Origin of the sequence: Nocardiopsis sp. YSL2, assembly GCF_030555055.1 — a bacterium.
GTDB lineage: Bacteria > Actinomycetota > Actinomycetes > Streptosporangiales > Streptosporangiaceae > Nocardiopsis.
On sequence record NZ_JAMOAO010000001.1, the window covers coordinates 1546819 to 1565398 of the forward strand.

Annotated in this window: 20 protein-coding genes; 7 read left to right on the forward strand and 13 right to left on the reverse strand. The window is 71.8% G+C overall.

Annotated features, from left to right (window positions below; translation table 11 throughout):
• Positions 1-45: 45 nt before the first annotated feature.
• The 8 genes from M1P99_RS06635 to M1P99_RS06670 form a co-directional block, all read right to left on the reverse strand.
• Positions 46-921 (reverse strand): glycosyltransferase family 2 protein, encoded by an 876-nt coding sequence (locus M1P99_RS06635; RefSeq protein WP_304451781.1) that lies wholly within the window; start codon positions 919-921, stop codon positions 46-48.
• A 248-nt stretch (positions 922-1169) separates the two neighbouring features.
• Positions 1170-1940 carry a CDP-alcohol phosphatidyltransferase family protein gene (locus M1P99_RS06640; protein ID WP_304451782.1) on the reverse strand — a complete coding sequence of 257 codons (771 nt, stop codon included), beginning with the start codon at positions 1938-1940 and terminating at the stop codon, positions 1170-1172.
• Positions 1918-2967 carry an iron-containing alcohol dehydrogenase family protein gene (locus M1P99_RS06645; protein WP_304455600.1) on the reverse strand — a complete coding sequence of 350 codons (1050 nt, stop codon included), beginning with the start codon at positions 2965-2967 and terminating at the stop codon, positions 1918-1920. Before M1P99_RS06645 ends, M1P99_RS06640 begins: the two co-directional genes overlap by 23 nt.
• 5 nt (positions 2968-2972) lie before the next feature.
• On the reverse strand, positions 2973-3704 hold the full coding sequence (locus M1P99_RS06650; protein ID WP_304451783.1) for a phosphocholine cytidylyltransferase family protein: 732 nt from the start codon (positions 3702-3704) through the stop codon (positions 2973-2975).
• 36 nt (positions 3705-3740) lie between these two features.
• Entirely contained in the window at positions 3741-4478 is a 738-nt protein-coding gene (locus M1P99_RS06655) for a DUF5941 domain-containing protein (protein WP_304455601.1), read from the reverse strand.
• Between the two features lie 2 nt (positions 4479-4480).
• The gene (locus tag M1P99_RS06660; protein ID WP_304451784.1) at positions 4481-5305 is read right to left on the reverse strand and encodes a hypothetical protein; all 825 of its coding nucleotides are present in this window, start codon (positions 5303-5305) and stop codon (positions 4481-4483) included.
• A gap of 299 nt (positions 5306-5604) precedes the next feature.
• On the reverse strand, positions 5605-6486 hold the full coding sequence (locus M1P99_RS06665) for an ABC transporter ATP-binding protein (RefSeq protein WP_304451785.1): 882 nt from the start codon (positions 6484-6486) through the stop codon (positions 5605-5607).
• A complete protein-coding gene (locus M1P99_RS06670) occupies positions 6486-7334 on the reverse strand; it encodes an ABC transporter permease (RefSeq protein WP_304451786.1) in 849 nt (282 codons plus the stop codon). The genes M1P99_RS06665 and M1P99_RS06670 overlap by 1 nt, the downstream gene beginning before the upstream one ends.
• 580 nt (positions 7335-7914) lie before the next feature.
• Between M1P99_RS06670 and M1P99_RS06675 the strand changes: the two genes are divergently transcribed.
• Together M1P99_RS06675 and M1P99_RS06680 are read left to right on the forward strand one after the other, a co-directional pair.
• A complete protein-coding gene (locus M1P99_RS06675) occupies positions 7915-8649 on the forward strand; it encodes a 2-C-methyl-D-erythritol 4-phosphate cytidylyltransferase (RefSeq protein WP_304451787.1) in 735 nt (244 codons plus the stop codon).
• Positions 8646-9410, forward strand: coding sequence for a glycerophosphodiester phosphodiesterase (locus M1P99_RS06680; RefSeq protein ID WP_304451788.1), 765 nt, complete (start codon positions 8646-8648; stop codon positions 9408-9410). Before M1P99_RS06675 ends, M1P99_RS06680 begins: the two co-directional genes overlap by 4 nt.
• Positions 9411-9433: 23 nt before the next feature.
• Here M1P99_RS06680 and M1P99_RS06685 read toward each other — a convergent pair whose 3' ends face one another.
• From M1P99_RS06685 to M1P99_RS06695, 3 genes are all read right to left on the reverse strand, one after another.
• On the reverse strand, positions 9434-9550 hold the full coding sequence (locus M1P99_RS06685) for a toxin-antitoxin system HicB family antitoxin (RefSeq protein ID WP_304451789.1): 117 nt from the start codon (positions 9548-9550) through the stop codon (positions 9434-9436).
• A 70-nt stretch (positions 9551-9620) separates the two neighbouring features.
• Positions 9621-10616 carry a glycosyltransferase family 2 protein gene (locus tag M1P99_RS06690; RefSeq protein WP_304451790.1) on the reverse strand — a complete coding sequence of 332 codons (996 nt, stop codon included), beginning with the start codon at positions 10614-10616 and terminating at the stop codon, positions 9621-9623.
• 113 nt (positions 10617-10729) lie between these two features.
• Positions 10730-10969, reverse strand: a complete 240-nt coding sequence (locus M1P99_RS06695; protein ID WP_304451791.1) for a TM2 domain-containing protein — start codon at positions 10967-10969, stop codon at positions 10730-10732.
• 318 nt (positions 10970-11287) lie between these two features.
• On the opposite strand from M1P99_RS06695, the gene M1P99_RS06700 reads away from it, so the two are divergent.
• The 5 genes from M1P99_RS06700 to M1P99_RS06720 all read left to right on the forward strand — a co-directional run bounded on the left by M1P99_RS06700 (position 11288) and on the right by M1P99_RS06720 (position 16622).
• Positions 11288-12802 carry an LCP family protein gene (locus tag M1P99_RS06700; protein WP_304451792.1) on the forward strand — a complete coding sequence of 505 codons (1515 nt, stop codon included), beginning with the start codon at positions 11288-11290 and terminating at the stop codon, positions 12800-12802.
• 27 nt (positions 12803-12829) lie between these two features.
• A complete protein-coding gene (locus tag M1P99_RS06705) occupies positions 12830-13570 on the forward strand; it encodes a YIP1 family protein (RefSeq protein WP_304451793.1) in 741 nt (246 codons plus the stop codon).
• A gap of 231 nt (positions 13571-13801) precedes the next feature.
• On the forward strand, positions 13802-15136 hold the full coding sequence (locus M1P99_RS06710) for a UDP-glucose/GDP-mannose dehydrogenase family protein (protein WP_304451794.1): 1335 nt from the start codon (positions 13802-13804) through the stop codon (positions 15134-15136).
• A 164-nt stretch (positions 15137-15300) separates the two neighbouring features.
• Positions 15301-16074 (forward strand): TNT domain-containing protein, encoded by a 774-nt coding sequence (locus M1P99_RS06715; RefSeq protein WP_304451795.1) that lies wholly within the window; start codon positions 15301-15303, stop codon positions 16072-16074.
• Positions 16075-16289: 215 nt separating this feature from the next.
• Positions 16290-16622 carry a hypothetical protein gene (locus M1P99_RS06720; protein WP_304451796.1) on the forward strand — a complete coding sequence of 111 codons (333 nt, stop codon included), beginning with the start codon at positions 16290-16292 and terminating at the stop codon, positions 16620-16622.
• Positions 16623-16679: 57 nt separating this feature from the next.
• On the opposite strand, the gene purE is transcribed toward M1P99_RS06720, so the two are convergent.
• Together purE and M1P99_RS06730 are read right to left on the reverse strand one after the other, a co-directional pair.
• Positions 16680-17225: a 5-(carboxyamino)imidazole ribonucleotide mutase gene (gene purE / locus M1P99_RS06725; RefSeq protein ID WP_304451797.1), complete on the reverse strand. Its 546-nt coding sequence runs from the start codon at positions 17223-17225 to the stop codon at positions 16680-16682.
• Positions 17222-18379 (reverse strand): 5-(carboxyamino)imidazole ribonucleotide synthase, encoded by a 1158-nt coding sequence (locus M1P99_RS06730; protein ID WP_304451798.1) that lies wholly within the window; start codon positions 18377-18379, stop codon positions 17222-17224. Before M1P99_RS06730 ends, purE begins: the two co-directional genes overlap by 4 nt.
• Positions 18380-18580: the final 201 nt, after the last annotated feature.

The following is an 18580-nucleotide window of genomic DNA, read 5'->3' on the forward strand; positions in this document are numbered from 1 at the left end:
GCCGGCCCGTGGCTACTGAGGGTGCCGTCGGCCGACCGCGACGGCTCAGATGATCGGCGGGCGCCCGGCGCGGGTCATCCGCCAGGCGGTGGACCAGCGGATCGGCGTGCGCGGTCCGGCCTCCTCGCGCCAGCCCTCGCGGAACCCCGCGAACCAGGAGCGCAGCGCCGACCGGTCGCGTTCGCGCAGCAGGGTCATGGCCACCCAGGTACCCAGGTAGGCGAAGGCCAGCGGCCACGGCAGGTTGCGGCGGGCCAGCCATACCCGGTTGCGCGCGTTGAGCCGGTAGAAGTTCTCGTGCCGCGTGGGCGCGACCGCCGGGTGGTACATCACCGCGTCGGCGTCGTACTCGATGGTGTAGCCCGCGTCCATGATCCGCCAGGCGAGGTCGGTCTCCTCGTGGGCATAGAAGAACTCGCCGGGCAGGCCGCCCCCGGCCTCGAACGCCGAACGCCGGATCGCGCAGGCACCGCCCAGGAAGGTGGTCACCACGCTCGACCTGCGCGAGTCTCCCACCCGCAGCCGCGGCACGTGCCGCCGCTGGTCGGGGCCGCCGTCGGGGTCGGCGATGCGGAACGACAGGGCGCCCAGGGACGGCTCGGCGGCGAAGCGCTCGCGCACGTGCCGGGCCAGGTCGGTGGAGCGGTACCAGCCGTCGTCGTCGAGGAAGAGGACGATGTCGCCCTCGGTGGCGCGCACCCCGTGGTTGCGCCCCTCCGGGATGCCCACGTTCTCCGGGAGCCGTACCGTGCGCACGCCCTCGGGCAGATCCGGCAGGTCCGCGCCGTTGCCGACCACCACGACCTCCACGTCCGCGTCCTCCTGCTCGAACACACTGGTGATCGCACGGCGCAGCTCGGCCGGACGGGTGCCCATGGTGAGCAGGACGCAGGACAGGGTGGGCTTGCTGGTACCGGGCAACGGGGAGCGGCTCCGTTCGGCTCTGGGCGCGCGAAGACCCTCCGGCGCGGACGTACCGGGGCCGGGCGTTGGCGGAATCACGGGAGTGGCCATGGGTGCGACCGATCAGTGGACGACATGCGGCTGGCAAGTGGACACGAGCCAACGTTCGCAGGAACAGGCTAACGAAAGCATAAATGTAAGGTGTACGGGGCCGTGGGATGGGTAACCCGCACGGCCCCGTATGTGACGCAAGCGTCACCGACGCGTTATTCCAGGCGGCGGGAGGCCAGCACACTCACGAAGTGGGCGAAGCTCATCACCACGCCGACGAAGGCGCACGCCACCACCAGGACGCGGGTGGCCGCCAGGTCGCCCAGAACGGCGTCGACGACCGCCACCACCACGATGAGCAGTGACAGCTCGACCGCCTGGATGACCCGGTGCACCTTCAGCGCCGAGGCCAGGCGGCGGGCCAGGCTCAGCCCGGACGAGCGCGGGCGCATGGCCGCCTCGGAGATCTTCTCCGGCAGCCCCGCCTTGGCCCTGGCGACCACCACGTTGTCGGTCTCGGCCTTGATCAGCGCGACACCGAGCGCGGCGGCCATGCCCAGGATCACCCAGCCGCCCGCCTCCCACTCGCCCTGGGCGCGCACGCCCAGGCCGATGAGCAGCGCGATCTCGGACACGTAGTGGCCGATCCGGTCCAGGTAGATCCCGGCCACGCTGGTACGCCCGGTGTAGCGGGCCACCTCTCCGTCGGAGCAGTCCAGCAGCAGGTAGACCTGGATGAACACCGCGGCCAGGACCGCCGACCACAGGCCGCCGAAGGCCACGACGACCCCGGAGAGCACGCCGAACACCATCATCAGGTAGGTGATCGGGTTCGGGGGCACGCGGAGCCGGACGAAGACCGTGCTCAGGTACGGGGAGATGTCCCGCATGTAGAGCCGGCCCGCCCAGTGCTCCTCGTTCACTCGCTCCTTGATCCCCGCGGGCTGGCCGCCCGCGCGGACCTCAGCGACCGAAGGCTTCGACATAGTCCGCGACACTCCGCCCGATCTCGTCTTCGGAGAGGTTCAGGTGTTCCAGGATCGTGAAGCGTCCGGGCCGGGTACCCGGCGCGTGGGCGACCGCCCGCGCGAACTCCTCCTGGGAGAGGCCCACGTCCGAGGGCAGCACGGGCAGGCTGTGGCGGACCAGGCAGGACCTGATCTCCTCCAGGCGGCCCTCCGGCCACCCCAGGTGCCGCACCCGCAGGAACGACGCGTACAGCGCGCCGAGCCCGGCGAGCTCGCCGTGGTTGCTGGTGCCCGGGTAGAGCTGGGTGATCGCGTGCAGGATCTCGTGGCAGGCGCCGCTGGCGGGACGGCTCGAACCGGCCACCGACATCGCCATGCCCGACAGGACCAGGCCCTCGGCGAGCACCGTGAGGAACGCGTCGGACTCGATGGAGTCCGGGCGGTGCAGCACGGCCTCGGCGGCCACGCGCGCGAAGGTGACGGCCATACCGTCGACCGGCTCGCCGTTCTCCCGGCCCGCCAGCTCCCAGTCCTCGATGGCGGAGATGTTGCTGACGACGTCGCCGATGCCGGAGCGGACCAGGTGCGCCGGGGCCGCCTGGACGTAGCCGACGTCGATGACCACGGCGATGGGCATGGTCACGCCGATGGAGGGCTTGCCGCCCTCGTGCTCCAGGGAGCTGACCGGCGAGGCGATGCCGTCGTGGGCCAGGTTCGTGGCCACGGCCACCATGGGGATGCCCGCCATGGTCGCGGCGAACTTGGTGACGTCGATGGTCTTGCCGCCACCGATCCCCGCGACCGCCTCGTAGGCGCCCGAGCGCAGCTTCTTGCCGAGCTCGTTCGCGGCGTCGACCGTGCCCTCCTCGACCTGGAAGACCTCGCTCTGGGGCAGGTCGAGGTCGGCCGCGATCTGGGCGCCCTGGCCCGGACCGACCGCCACGGCGATGCGTCCCTCGGTGGCGATACGCCGGTCGGCGAGCACCGTCCCCAGGGAGGCGATGGCCCCGCGGCGGACGTCGATCGCCAGCGGGGAGGGCAGCATTCGCGCTAGTAGCGGCACGCGATCTCCCTCGCCTTGGCCAGGTCGTCGTGGTTGTCGACCTCGACCCAGTCGACCTTGCCGATCGGCGCGACGGCGACCTTCTCCCCGCGGTTGACCAGCTCCTGGTAGCCGTCCTCGTAGTACAGCTGGGGGTCCCGCTCCCAGGTGGCCTTGAGGGCGTCGGCCAGGCGGCCGTCCAGGGTGCTCTCGATGAGGGTGGCGCCGATGTACTCGCCCGCGGCGGTGGAGGGGTCCATCAGCTTGGTGATCGTGCTGACGTGGCCGCCCTCGTCGAGGGTCACCTTCATCTCTTCGTCAGCGAGGCTTTTCGCGTTGTCCACCGCCAGGAGGAGTTCCGGTCCCCTCGCGGCGAGTAGCGTTTCCTCGACGCTCACGGGGTGAACCGTGTCGCCGTTGACCAGGAGGACGCCCTCGGAGAAGAACTCGCGTGCGGTCCAGAGGGAGTAGGCGTTGTTCCACTCCTCGGCCTTGTCGTTGTAGGACAGGGTGAGGTTGACGCCGTGGCGCCGCTCCAGCGCCTCCTTGCGCTCCTCGACGGCCTCCGCGCGGTAGCCGACCACGACGACGACGTCCTTGAGGCCGACGGCGGCCAGGTTGCGCAGCGAGATGTCCATGATGGTCGTCTCGCCGTCGACGGGCACCAGGGCCTTGGGCAGGGTGTCGGTGTAGGGGCGCAGGCGGCGCCCGGCGCCTGCGGCGAGAACCATTCCAAGCATGAGGGCGTGTTCCTCCTTGTGTGCGGGGAGGCGCGCTCACGCCTCCCCGTTCGTTCCGGCGGCCGGTCGGCCCCCGTCCCCGTGGCCGGGCCGGGCGATCCGTGGATCGCCCTGGTCCGCGGCGCCACCGCTGGGGATGGTGGTGGCGCTGGTGCGCACGTCGGTCACCTCCGTGGCGCTCCAGGTGCGTACGGCCTCGCGGACGAGGAGCACCCAGAGGTACACGGCGAGAACGCCGTAGCCGACGGCCAGGGCGTGCGACGCGCCGCCGATCGCGATGACGAGCATGCGTCCGTCCCAGCCGAGCGCGGCGGCGCGCACCCATGAGGGACGGGTGACACCGACCGCGGAACGCGAGACGTCGTCGCGGTGGTGGCAGACGACCGCAACCAAGAGTACGAACACCAAGGGACCGGGTACACCGGACGCCGACCCCAGAACAGCCAGGTAGGCGTACTCGGTGACCCGCAGGACGGGTGGTACGAGCCAGTCGTACGGTCCGTCGTGGGGGTGACCCGAGGCCAACCCGGACAGTAGCAGGGCAGCGACCGGTGCGAACAGGGTAATGCCTGCCAGCTGCCCTCGTCCCGCCACGAGCAGGGTCCCCACCACGAGCAGGCCGGTCAGCGCGGTCATCAGCGGTGGCACGGCGCCCGGGGCGATCCGGCCGAGCAGCGTTCCCATGTGACTGTCATCACGAAGAACGCGCAGGTCGGGCAGGGCCCCGCGGAGTTCCTCGCGCGGGGGCCGCGGCGATGGTGCCTCGTCGCGCACACTCACCGGCGGCCTCCCCGCGGATCGACCAGTTCCCCGGTCACGGCCACCGCGCATCCGACGATCAGGGTGAGGAACGCGACCCGGGCGTCCCACAGGGTGACGGTCACCGCGATGGCCAGGAAGCGGGTGCTCTGGGAGAACACCATCATCCGACGGGCCAGGCGGGGCAGCGGCGCCCGTGCGGCGCCCCCGTCCGGCGGAGGTACGGGGGCGGACTCCGGTGCGGCACGGGATTCCGGTGACGTGCGGGACTCCGGTGACGTGCGGGGCCGGGGCGGGGCTCCGGGACCTACCGGCCCGGTTCCCCCGCTCGGCCCGGAATCGGCGCCGGCCCCGGCATCGGAGGCGGGTTCGGCACCGAGCAGCCGTCCGGTCAGCCGGGGGTCGCTCTCACGCGGTCCCTCCGGCGGCCGGGGCGCCAGGTCCGCCAGGAGGCCCCCAGGCCGCCCAGGCCGGGCGCGCGGCACGCGTCCGACACCCCGGGACAGGTCGGGGGCGGTGGGAGCGGCACGGGCGATCAGGAGCGAGTCCCGCAGGGCGAGGGCGATGAGCGCGCCCGCCGCCCACCCCCATCCGTCGGCCAGCCCCGCCAGGACCGCGCCGACCGCCAGCCCCGCGTAGACGATGTACTCGCGCAACTGGGCGAGCATCGACACGAGCCAGACCGTCAGGGCGTCGCGCCGGTTGCCCTGCATCCGCGCCCGGACGGCGTCGCAGAAGAGCACCCCGCCGAGGAACAGGGAGCCGGCCAGGGCTCCGACCGTGTCCGACCGCGTGAACCAGACCGCCGCGCCGACCGACGCGAACACACTGATGCGCGTCATGCCCGCACGTGTGACGTGTCGGCGTTCCAACATCCGCGCGGTCGACCGCGCCACCGTGCCGTTGACCATGGAGGTGCCCTCTCGACGTTCTACTGAGAGTCACCGTTTCCCACGGCTGGTAGCCAATCAACCACTGACACGCACATAGCGCCCTGTAAGCCGTAGTGGGCGCGCAGACCGCCTTTCGGACACCCCGGACAGCCAGAGAGCGCCTGTACTTATTCGGGGCGCGCCGACCCCCTCGCGCCGGGGCACGCGGAACGGCCGAACGCCCACCCCTGGGGTGGGCGTTCGGGGCGTCAGGCGGCCTGGCCGCCGTCCCCGTCGCCCTCGTCGGCCTTCTTCTCGGCGTCCTCGGCGCGCTTCTTCTTCGCGGCGTCGCGCTTCTTGCGCTCGGCGATCTCGGCCTTGGTGTCCTCGTCGTAGGCGGCCAGCGCGCTCTCGATGTCGGTGTCCAGCGCGAGCCCGCCGCCCTTGACGTACAGGCCGCGGTTGCAGAACCGGCGCAGGTCCTTCTCGCTGTGGGAGACCAGGACCATGGTGCGTTGGTTGGCCAGCATCCGGTCGATGGCCTCGTAGCACTTGCGCTTGAAGGCCTTGTCGCCGACCGCGAGCACCTCGTCGACCAGCATGATCGGGTGTTCCAGCTGGGAGATGAGCGCGAAGCCGAGTCGCACCTTCATCCCGCTGGAGTAGTGGCGCACCGGCGTGTCGACGAACTTCGGCTTGATCTCGGCGAAGTCGATGATCTCGTCGAAGCGCTCGTCGATCAGCTCCTCGGACATGCCGTGCAGGGAGCCGACCAGGTACACGTTCTCGCGCCCGGTCAGGTTGTCGTTGAACCCCGCCCGCAGCTCGAGCAGCGGCGCCACCTTGCCGTGCACCTGCACGTCGCCCTCGTCGGGCATGAGCACGCCCGCGATCAGCTTGAGCAGGGTCGACTTGCCGGTGCCGTTCTTGCCGACGATGCCGACGCAGTCGCCGCGCCCGATCTCGAAGGAGACGTCGCGCAGGGGCCAGAACTCGTCGCCCTCGGCGTTGGGGTCGCGCTTGGTCCCGTGGATGAACATCTCACGCAGACTGCGCTTGCGGCGGCGGTTGACCGCGAACTTGACACCGAGTCCCTTGGCTTCGATGACCGGTCCGGTCGTGCCCTCGGCGCCGTAGGTCGTCTGCGCCATCACAACTCCTTCAGAACGGACATCTCCAGGCGACGGAACGTCCAGTATCCGATGATGAGCATCAGGATCGAACCGACCACCGAACTGCTCAACGCGAGCGTGGTCGGCGTTAGTTCCTCGAACCCAGCGAACCACACCGCGCGGTGCATCTGGAAGATGCCGAGCAAAGGGTTGAGCTGGTAGAGCGTCATCGCCCAGCCCGGAACCTTGTCCGAGGTGAGCACCATGGACGCCGGGAACAGGATCGCCGACCCGTAGAACAGCAGGCGGGTGACGATCCGTGTGAGGCGTTCCACGTCGCGCAGCAGCACGTTGACCGAGGACAGGAACAGGGTCAGGCCCAGGCCGAACACGAACGTGAGCACGACGGCCAGGGGCAGCCAGACGAACACGCCCATCACCGAGGGCCGACCGCCCAGCACGACCACGAACACCAGCAGGATCGGCCAGGTGAGCAGGTACTCGATGAACTTCGTTCCCACCGTCGCCGTCGGGAAGATCTCCCGGGGCACCTTCATGGTGGTGATCAGTTTGGCGTGCGTGATCATCGCACGGGGGGCCTCGCCGAGGATCTGCCCGAAGGTCGTCCACGGGAGGATGCCCGCCACCAGGAAGAGCAGGAAGCCCCCGTACTCCGTGGTTTCGTCCGGCATGCCCCGGTTCGCGTTCAGGATCAGCCCGAAGACGAAGAAGTAGACCATCGTCATCGCCAGAGGCTCCAACATGGTCCAGGCGTACCCGAGTACGGACTGCTGGTACTTGACCTTCAGGTCGCGCCGGACCAGGAGGCCGACGACCTTCCGGTGCTCCCAGACGGCCAGCGTCCTTGACGCCACCGCCACCTCCAAGGGTTGGTTCTCGTCCGGTCCACGATGTGCCGGACAGGCATGTACGTTCTCGCCTGCGCGCACCGGACCGGCGTTGACGGCCCGGTCCCGCCTCGGCCCCTGGCTCTCGGGGAAGGGTGTCCACGGGTGGGCGGGGGGCGCCGTGGACCGGCCCCGGATCCACGACCGCAGTAGAGGAGGTCCGGACCGGGCACGCCGTACAGGCGTCCATAGGTTACCGCTGTGAACGACGGGCCGCGCCAGGGCACCCTCCGTCGGACTCGATTCCCGAACCCCGCACAGAGTGCGCGTCCCCGCCCACCGGGACCACGGGGGGCGATCCGGGCCGAAGCGAGGAGGGACTGCGCCGCAGGCGTCCGTTGAGGGTGGTGGCGGGCGACGGCGTGGAAACGAGCGGCGGCCCAGGGAAAGCACGGGTGAGGGGCGCGCCGGTACCCGCAGGAGGAGTCTCCGCCGCCGGCGAGCCCGCGGGCCGGGCAGGAGCGACGACGAAGGATCCGGCGTCGAGCGCCCCGAACCGCTAGTCTCGGCCACTGGGCGCGGCGAGCGCGTCACCAGCAACCTCGAGCAGGAGAACGCTATGCCCACGGGTCCGCGGGTGATCGCGGCCGTTCTGGCCGGCGGGGTCGGTGCGCGCATGGGCGCGGACACCCCCAAGCAGCTCCTCCCCCTGGAGGGGCGTCCCATCATCGAGCACTCGATCGCCGCCTTCGAGGCCTGCCCCGAGGTCAACGAGATCGTCGTGCTCATGGTGGCCGAGTACCTGGGCCGGGTCGAGGACATCGTCGCCAAGGCGGGGTTCACCAAGGTCAGCGCGGTCCTGCCGGGCGGCGGAACCCGGACCGACACCTCCCGCGCCGCCCTGTCCGCCATGGCCTCGGCGGACGACGGCGACCTGGCCCTGCTGCACGACGCCGCCCGCCCCCTCGTCCGGCCGCGGACCGTCGCGGCGTGCGTGTCGGCGCTGGACTCGGCCGGCGCGGTCGGCGTGGCGGTGCCCAGCGCCGACACCGTGGTCCGGGTGGTCCCGAGCCGCGGCGGCGAGGCCATCGCCGACGTCCCGCCCCGCGCCGAACTGCGCCGGATGCAGACGCCCCAGGGCTTCCGGCTCGGCGTGCTGCGCCGCGCCTACGAACTCGCCACGGCCGACCCGGCGCTGGTGGCGACCGACGACTGCGGCGTGGTGCTGCGCTACCTGCCCGACGAGGAGGTCCGGATCGTGCGTGGCGACGAGTCCAACATCAAGGTCACCAACCCCGGTGACGTGGAGGTCGCCGCGACCCTGCTGCGCGGACGCGCGGGGGCCGGGGCGTGAGCGGCGTGTTCAGCGCCACCGAGGTGGTCGGCCACCGCGGCCTGGGCCGCGGCGTGGTCGAGGGCGTACGGGAGAACACCGCGGAGTCCTTCGCGGCGGCGGCCGCCGCGGGAGCCGACTGGGTGGAGGTCGACGTCCGCCGCACCGCCGACGACGCGCTGGTCCTGCACCACGACGCCGCTCTGGACGACGGACGGGCGATCGTGGACCTGAGTGCGACGGAGTGCGCGCGGGCCGGACTGATCGGCCTCGACGAGGGCCTCGCGGCGATCCCGCCCGGAGTCGGCGTGGACGTCGACGTGAAATCGGTGATGGAGGACGCCGTCGACGCTCCGTCGCGACGGACGGTGTCGCTGCTCCTGCCGTATCTGCGCCGGGAGTCCGCTCGTCGCCGAGTGTTCGTCTGCTCCTTCGATCCCGGTGTCCTGCTGGCCGTCGGCGAGGCGGTCCCGGGCGTGCCGACGGCGTGGATGCCGTTCGTGCGCAACCCGTTGGACTCGGCGGTGGCGGGCGCGGTCGGGATGGGATGCCCGATCGTGGCGATCGACGCCCGCTCCTTCGGCCTGACGGGTGAGGACCCCCGGCCCGGCCGCCGCTCGGTGTCCTACACCGTGGACGTGGCGCACCGGGCCGGGCTCCAGGTGCTGTCCTGGTGCCCCGACCCGGTCGACGCCGCCCGCTTCGCACAGGCGGGGGTGGACGCGGTGGTCGTCGACGACGTCCCCGGAACAGTCTCCGCCCTGAAGGCCGACCGGCCCTGACCGCGGGCCCGCTCACGCGCGGCTCAGCCGCCCGCCCCGAGCCGCGCGGCGGCAAGCCGGTTGAGGGACACATGCTGCTCGGCCGCTTCAAGGGCCAACCGTCTGTGCTGCTCCGGCGGAACCCGCACAACGACCGCCATTCTCTCCGGCGGGAGGGGCCACACCCGCCGCGGACGCGGGCCGGGGCCGGAAGCGGCCAGGGGTCAGGGGTCAGGTGCGAGCGGCCTGGGCGGTGCGGGAGTCGGAGCCCAGCCCGGGCGGGCTCGTGATGAATCCGGCGCCCCACGACATGTGCATGGTGGCCAGGGCCAACGGGATCAGCGGCAGGCTGGCGGCGGGCAGGCCGCGGCCGAGCGGCACCGACGCCGCGGTGACCAGGGCCGCGTAGGCACCGGGCACGAGGAACAGCGGCCACCAGAACACGCCGCCGACGAGTCCGGTGACCACGCCGGCCAGCGCCACGGGCGGGGCCAGGTAGCGCAGGTTGATCGTGCCCTTGTGCTGGCGGGCGACCACGCGCCGCCAGCGGCCGTAGTGGAAGTACTGCTTGGCGAGCAGGCGCACGTTGCGGCGCGGGCGGTAGGAGACCCGCATCCGGGGCTGGAACCACACCGTGCCTCCGCTGGTGCGGATGCGGTGGTTCATCTCCCAGTCCTGGGCGCGCAGGAAGGCCTCGTCGTATCCGCCCACGCGTTCCAGGGCCGCGCGCTGGAACACACCGAGGTAGACGGTGTCCGCCGGGCCGCCCTCGCCTCCGGTGTGGAAGCGGGCGTTGCCCACGCCGACCTTGGAGGTCATGGCGGCGGCCACGGCCTTCTCCCACGGGGTGGTGCCCTCAGCGGCCATGATGCCGCCGACGTTGTCCGCGCCGGTCTCCCGGAGGGTCTCCACGGCCACCCGCAGGTAGTCCGAGGGCATCATCGCGTGTCCGTCGATGCGCGCGACGATGCCGTGGGAGGAAGCGCCGATGGCGGCGTTGAGCCCCGCCGGCGTCCTGCCCGTCGGATTGTCCACCACCTTGACGCGGGGGTCGGCGGCGGCGATCGCGTCGGCGACCTCGCGGGTCCGGTCCGTGGAGGGCCCCACCCCGAGCACGACTTCGAGCTCGCCCGGGTACTCCTGGGCGAGGACGTGCTCCACCGCGGCGGCGAGGTGGCGCTCTTCGTTGAGGACGGGCATGACGACGGAGACAGGCGGCCAGGACACGGGCACTTCCCAAGTTCGAGATCGTGTCGGGGGTCTGCGCAGTACGCGCGTCAACGGTACTGCACACGCGGTGGCCGCCCGGCCCGACGGGTTCAGGGCCGGGCGGGCCGGGGTCAGCCCTGGTTCTTGATCGCCAGGCCCTCAGCGTCCTTGAAGTTGCCGAGCAGGATCATGATGAAGTCGATCAGCGTCCAGACACCGACGCCGCCGCAGGTCACGATCATGAGGATGGCGGTGCCCGTCTTGCCGGCGTAGAACCGGTGGGCGCCCACGAAGCCGAGGAAGAAGGCCAGGAGAACGGTGGTGAGCCAGTTCCGGCCGGACACGGCTTCGGACGGGAAGTGCTGCTGCATAGTCTGCTCCGCAGAGATATTCGAAGGGGAATGTGGCGGACGGCGCCGGAACGGGCGGGCCCCCGCCGCCGGAGCGCACGCCAATGGCACACGGGGCTTCCGGCACAGAGCATTCTGGCCTGGCCAGGTACGTCCTTGGTCACGCTCGGATACCGGATCCGCCTCAGGAAGTGCGATCGGCCCGAACGGATCGGCCGTCGCGCGCGTCTCCCCCGGGGGGAGGACAACACGCCGGGGGTTGACATCCCGCGCCCTCGGGCGAATCGGGTGACAACCTAGGGAGAAGGACATCGTTGGACGGTCGGGACGGGGATGCCGATGAGCGACGACAACGCCGGACGGCACGGACCGAAGGGTGAGTTCCGGCGCGACCGCTCCGAGCCCGTCGCCCCCGAGCGGAAGCGTTCCCCCCGGTCGGGGCGCTTCACCGTCCCCAATGCCTCCGCCCGTCGCCGCCGCTCCGGCCTGCTGGTGATGAGCGCGCTCTCGGCCCTGGTCCTGCTGGCCTCGGGTACCTCCTGGGCGATCACCGGCTGGATGTCGAGCTCCCTGAACCGGTTCGACGTCTTCGCCGGACTGAACGAGGACGACCGCCCCGAGAACGAGACCGGCGGGCTCACCTTCCTGGTCATCGGCTCCGACAGCCGCGACGAGATGGACCGGGAGGACCGGAACGCCCTCAGTGTGGGGTCCACCCCCGGGCAGCGGTCGGACACCATCATGCTGGTACGCCTCAACCACGAGCGCGACCGCATCACCGTCGTGGGCATCCCCCGCGACCTGTGGGTGGACGTCCCGGGGCAGGGCGAGGACAAGATCAACGCCGCCTACGCCTACGGCGGCCCGCAGCTCACGGTCCGGACCGTGGAATCGGTCACCGGCGTGCGTGTCGACCACTACGTCGAGGTCGACTTCTCGGGGTTCGTGAACGTGGTCGACGCCCTGGACGGCATCGAGGTGTGCCTGCCGGAGCCGATCCAGGACCCCAAGGCACATCTGGACATGGCGGCGGGCACGCACTCGGTGGACGGCGCCGAGGCGCTGGCCTTCTCCCGCACGCGGGCCACGGCCCGCGGGGACCTGGACCGCATCGACCGCCAGCAGCAGGTCCTGTCGGCGATGCTCGACAAGGCGATGAGCAGCGAGACCCTCTCCGACCCCACCCGCCTCACCGCGTTCCTGGACACGTCCCTGTCCTCGGTGACGGTCGACGAGGGCCTGGACACCAGCACCATCAACCAACTCGCCTACCAGATGCGCGACACGGACCTGAGCGCGGTCACGTTCACGCAGGTGCCCATCGCCGTCATGGAGCACTGGACCCCGCGCGGCGACGTCGCCCTGCTGTGGGACGAGCCCGCCGCCCGCGACCTGTTCGCGGACATCCAGGCGGACCGGCCCATCACCGAGGAGGCCGGGCGCGAGGCCGAGGCCGAGGAGGAGCTCAGCCCGGCGCAGCTCCGGGTGCGGGTGTTCAACGGCACCGGCACTCCGGGCCTCGGCGCCCGGCTCGACGGCCAGTTGACCGGTGCGGGCTTCGAGGTGACCGACCCGGCGGACAACTGGTCCACCCACAGCCTCGCCCGGTCCCAGGTCCGCTTCGGTCCGGGGAACGAGGCCGCGGCCCAGTACGTGGCCGACATGATCCCCGAGTCGGAGACGGTGGAGGACGACACCCTGGACGACGAGCTCCAGGTCGTGATCGGATTCAACTTCACGACGTTCAACCCCCAGGAGCCCGAGGAGCCCGAGGAGCCCGAAGCGCCCGAGCCGGCGGAGACCGGCGACGACGCGCTGGCGACCTCGACCGCTCGGGACAACATCTGCGGGTGAGGCCCGCAGGAAGGAGGACGTTCCCACGTGTTACGCCACTTGGTCGGTCTGCTCGCAGGCGTCGCCCTGGCGCCCGTGCTGCGGATCGCCGTCGCGTGGGGGGCCACCGTGCTCCCTCTGGCCGCCGAGGGAACGGTGTCCTTCGCCACGGTGTCGGCGGTGATCGTGCTCGCGGCGGTGGGCACCGGGTGCGGGTACCTGGTGGCGTCGCGGCTCTCACCCCTGTACGCGGGCGTGGCCGGCGCCCTGCTCACGGCGATCGCGCTGTGGCCGGTGGTCGCACCGGACTCGATGGCCTCGGCACTGGGATGGCTCGACTCCGACGGGTTCGTCTATCCGGCCGGCGCCGGCCTGACCCCCGCCCTGGTGGTGGGCGCGCTGATGCTGTTCTCCGCGATGGTGCCCTCGCGCTGGCGGGCCCGGCACGAGGCCCCCGCACCCGGCGGCCGGTTCGTGGCCGGAGCGAGCCGGGAGCGGTTCCGCGGGCCCGCGGACCGCGACACGCTGGTGGAGGGCGTGCCTGCTTCGGATGATCGTGATGTGATCGGTGGGGCACGAGAGGCTGGTGAAAGCGCTACTGTCGACGACCTGCCGGACACGCCTCCGGTGCCGTTGCCGCCCCCGCACCGCGGATTCGGCGACGGCGACGGCGACGGCGACCCTGACAAGACCACCACCCCGTTCCGACGCGGGGAAGCGGGGTCCGTCTGGACTCCGTTGGACGACGGCCCCGAGGAGACGCGGACCTATGGGGACGGGCGGGCATGAGTCCGGCCCCCGTTCCGGTTGTGGACAACCCACCGGTAGCCTGAGCGCCTTGACTGTTCACGTCGTGTTCGGTCGCATGCCATACCCAGGCGCGTAAGGTGATGCACCACCCAGGCGTCACCATCGGCCAAATCTTGTCCGATTTCTGCCCCCGAGCGGGGTGTTGGCCATATCTGAGGGCACAACATGCACACGGACGAGTACAGCGGCTCGGAAGGAAGGACAACCCACGTGGTCGAAGCGGAACGCAGGCGGCGAGTCTCGGTCATCGGGACCGGCTACTTGGGCGCCACCACGGCGGCCTGCCTGGCGGAGATGGGCTTCGAGGTCCTCGGGCTCGATGTCGACCAGGCCAAGATCGATACCCTCCGCTCCGGCCGGGTCCCCTTCTACGAGCCCGGCCTCGACGAACTCCTCTCCGCCAACATCGATGCCGGCCGCCTCGGCTTCACGACCTCCTACGACGAGGTCGCCGAGTTCAGCGATCTGCACCTGGTCTGTGTGGGCACACCGCAGCGCGACGAGTCCGGAGCGGCCGACCTGCGCTACGTGAACTCGGTGATCGAGGAACTCGCTCCGCGGCTCACCCGCCCGTCGGTGGTCGTGGGACGCTCCACGGTGCCGGTCGGCACCGCCGCGCTCCTCGCCCAGCGGCTGACCGCGCTCGCGCCCGTCGGCTCGGAGGCCGAGCTCGGATGGAGCCCGGAGTTCCTGCGCGAGGGGTTCGGCGTGGAGGACACACTGCGCCCCAACCGCATCGTGATCGGCACCGACTCCCCGCGCGTGGAGAAGGCGGTCCGCCACCTGTGGCAGCGGCAGGCCGACGAGGGCGTCCCCGTCCTGGTCACCGACCTGCAGACGGCCGAACTCGTGAAGGTCTCCGCCAACGCCTTCCTCGCGACGAAGATCTCGTTCATCAACGCGATGGCCGAGGTGTCGGAGGCCGCGGGCGCCGACGTCATCCAACTGGCCGAGGCGCTGTCCTACGACGACCGCATCGGCGGCAAGTTCCTGGGCCCCGGCCTGGGCTTCGGCGGCGGCTGCCTACCCAAGGACATCAGGGCGTTCATGGCACGCGCCGACGAGCTGGGCGTGGAGCCCGCGCTGTCGTTCCTGCGCGAGGTCGACGCCATCAACCAGCGCCGCCGCGCGCGCACGATCGACATCGCCCGCCACCTCATCGGCGGCGACTTCTCCGGGCGCACGGTCAGCGTGCTCGGGGCGGCGTTCAAACCGAACTCCGACGACATCCGCGACTCCCCCGCACTGGACGTGGCCTCCTCCATCGCCACGCAGGGCGCACGGGTGACGGTGTACGACCCCGCCGCGCTGGAGCGCGCCCGCGAGGCCTACCCCCAGCTGAACTACGCGGACTCCATGCTGGAGTGCGCGCGCGACGCCGACGTGGTGCTGCTGCTCACCGAGTGGGCGGAGTTCCGCGAGGCCAACCCGGAGGACCTGGCCGGGGTGGTGGCCGAGAAGCGCATCGTGGACGGGCGCAACGCGCTCGACCCCACGTTCTGGCGCGCGTCGGGATGGACCTACCGGGCGCTGGGCCGCCAGTAGCCCGCCGCGGTTCCGCGTTCAGGACGGCCGGTGCCCCGAGGGGCCCGGCCGTCCGGCGTGTGCGCGGTCGGCCCCGCACCGGACGCTTCCATGATTGACTACTCTCCGTAGTTTTCTGACCACATTCGCCCGACGGATGTCAGAGGATCGAACGGAGACCCCTGGTGAAGCCAACCACGGTGGCCGCAGCCGCCCTGGCCCTGCTCGTCCTGGCCCCGCCCGCGCACGCCCACGCCCACGCCGCGGTGTCGGAGCCCCCGTCCCCGCCCTCCCCCGGGCCCGCGCTCGCCGAGGAGCCCCTGGACGAGTGCCCCCTGCTCGACCCCCCGCCCACGCCCCGGGACCTGGCGGAGTACGTGTGCGGCGACCGCCGGCTCGGTCCGGCGGAGCTGCCCGCCGAGGGGCCGGTGGCACGGCTGGTCGAGGGATACGAGCCGTTCGGCGGCCTCTGGCCGGTCGAGTTCCTGGACGAGTGGTACCTGGAGGACCAGGTCGACCCGGACACGGGGCAGACCTGGAGCGGCTGGAACTACCCCGAGCACGACGGTTTCGTGGTGGTGGACGGAGAGCCGGTCAACGAGCTGCGCACGCTGGAACCGGGCACGATGCTGGACCGGTTCGGATCGCCGCGCGGCACGTTCCTGGCCCCGGCGGGTGCGCCCTTCGCCGAGCGGGCGCTGCCACCGGACTCCCTGAACACGTGGCCGGGAGGTGCCGAGCACAACTACCACTGCTACGAGGTACTGACCGGCGTCACCGCGCTGGTGGGTCCGATCGCCCCGCACTTCGAGCAGCCCGGCGGCGGCGAGCAGCTCCTGGTGCCCGCCGGGGAACTGCCGGAGGCCGGCGGTGAGGGGTACGCGCCGGTGGAGCGGCTTCTCGGCCAGGGCTATCTCGACCAGCGCCCGGCGCAGGAGTGCGTGCCGCCAGGGGGCTAAGAACCGGCGTCCTGACCCGGAGGCCGGCCGGCGGCGGCGTCGCGGGCGGCTCCGGGGACGGTGCCGGGGCCGCCCCTGGTGTCGGTGCCGGGTGCCGGGGTGCCGCGTTGACGAAATCCCTGGTAGCGGACTCGCCAGGGTGTGGTGCACACTGGAGCGCGACCCGCGCCACCGCCCGCTCCGGTGCTCCCCCCACACCCGAAAGGCATCCCCCTGTGGCACACCCGCGCGCCCTGGTGGCACTTGCCGCCCTTCTCGCCCTGACCACCGGCTGCTCCTCCTACGACGAGGACGCCCATCGATCGGACGTGGCCGACGTGCTCGGGGCCGAGCCGAGCGAGTTGGACGATCAGACCTGGCAGGAGATGCGGGAGGAGGCCGAGAGCCTGTGCGAGAGCGACGAACGGCAGTTCGCCCTGGACGCGTCGGTGCTGTCCGCCGGCAGTGACCCCGCACGGAACCTGACGGTGCGCCGCGCGCACGTCGAGCACGTGTGCCCCGACCGGCTGGCCGAACACGACGACCTGGTCCGCGGGCTCACCTACTGAGCGGAGGATGCCACGGGTCCGGCCCGGGCGGTTCGCCCGGTCCGGACCCGTCGCCGGTCAGCGGCCGAAGCCCGCGGGCTTGCCGCCCTCGGCGACCTCGCGGCGCAGCCGCTCGCCCTTGGCGTAGGCCTGCGACCTGAGTTCCTCCTGGAAGCGGGACATCCGCCGGGTCAGATCCGGATCCCCGGCGGCCAGCATCCGCACCGCCAGCAGGCCCGCGTTGCGGGCCGCGCCCACCGCCACCGTCGCCACCGGCACCCCTGCGGGCATCTGGACGATGGACAGCAGCGAGTCCATGCCGTCCAGGTACTTCAGCGGCACCGGCACGCCCACGACGGGCAGTGTGGTGACCGACGCCAGCATCCCGGGGAGGTGGGCGGCACCCCCCGCGCCCGCGATGATGACCTTGAGCCCGCGCTCGGCCGCCCGCTCCCCGTAGGCGATCATGTCGTGCGGCATGCGATGGGCCGAGACCACGTCGGCCTCGAAGGCGATGTCGAACTCCCGGAGGGCGTCGGCGGCCTCGCGCATCACCGGCCAGTCGGAGTCCGACCCCATCACGATGCCCACAGCGGGGCCCCGCCCGTCGGCGTTGTCGGTCACTGTCCGTCTCCTCGCAGGTAGTCAGCGGCGTCGCGGGCGCGCTCCAGCAGATCCCGGTAGTCGTCGCCCATCACGGTGACGTGCCCGATCTTGCGGCCCGGACGCACGTCCTTGCCGTAGAAGTGCACCTTCACCTCGGGGTCCTTGGCCATGACGTGCAGGTAGCGGCGGTAGACCTCGGGGTCCTCGCCACCCAGCAGGTTGGCCATCACGGTGTAGGGCGCGTTGGTGCGCGGCGAGCCCAGCGGCAGGTTGAGCACCGCGCGCAGGTGCTGCTCGAACTGGGACGTGCGCGCGCCCTCGATGCTCCAGTGACCGGAGTTGTGCGGGCGCATGGCCAGCTCGTTGACGACCACGCCGTCGTCGGTCTCGAACAGCTCCACGGCCAGGACGCCGGTGACGTCGAGCGCGTGCGCGATCTCGATCGCCAGCTCCTGGGCCCGGGTCGCCTTCTCGTCGTCCAGGCCGGGCGCGGGGGCGATCACCTCGTGGCAGATACCGCCGCGCTGCACGGTCTCCACGACCGGGTAGACGGCGACCTGCCCGTGCGGGGAACGCGCGACCTGCACGGCCAGCTCGCGGCGGAAGCCGACCTTCTCCTCGACGAGCAGCGGCACCTCCTCGGCGGCGGCGCGGGTGACGACCTCCTCCGCCTCGGCGGGGGTCGCCACCACCCACACGCCCTTGCCGTCGTAGCCGCCGCGGGCCGCCTTGAGCACGACGGGCCAGCCGGCGTCCTCGGCGAAGGCCGCCACGTGCTCGGTCGTGGTGACCGCCCGCCACGCGGGGGAGGGCGCGCCGAGCTCGCTCATGCGGGTGCGCATGCGCAGCTTGTCCTGGGCGAAGCGGAGGGCGTCCCGGCCGGGCCGCAGCAGGCCGCCCGCCTCCTCCACGGCGCGCAGGACGGGTTCGGGCACGTGTTCGTGGTCGAAGGTCACCACGTCCTGGGCCTTGGCGAAGGCCAGGACGTCGTCCAGTCCGCGGTCGTCCCCCAGGGTGACGTCGCCGCAGACCAGCGCGGCGCTGTCGGCGGGACGCGCCGCCAGGACGGCGAAGTCCACACCCAGCGCGATGCCCGCCTGGTGGGTCATCCGGGAGAGTTGGCCACCTCCGACCATTCCCACACGGGGGACGGTGCGGTTACGCTCGCTCACAGTTCCTCAACTCACATGCTCGTCCACCGCGGTGACGGGACGGCTCCGCTCACGGCGGAACCTGGCCGGGTCGGCTCGGAACCCGCGGCCGGGGTCTAGCTCCAGTCCCCGGCTAGAGTCTAGGGCGTGTGCGCGCGGCGGTCCGAGGCCGCATCACCGGCCGGTGCCGCGCGACCACCCGAAACCCGTGCCCGGAGGCCA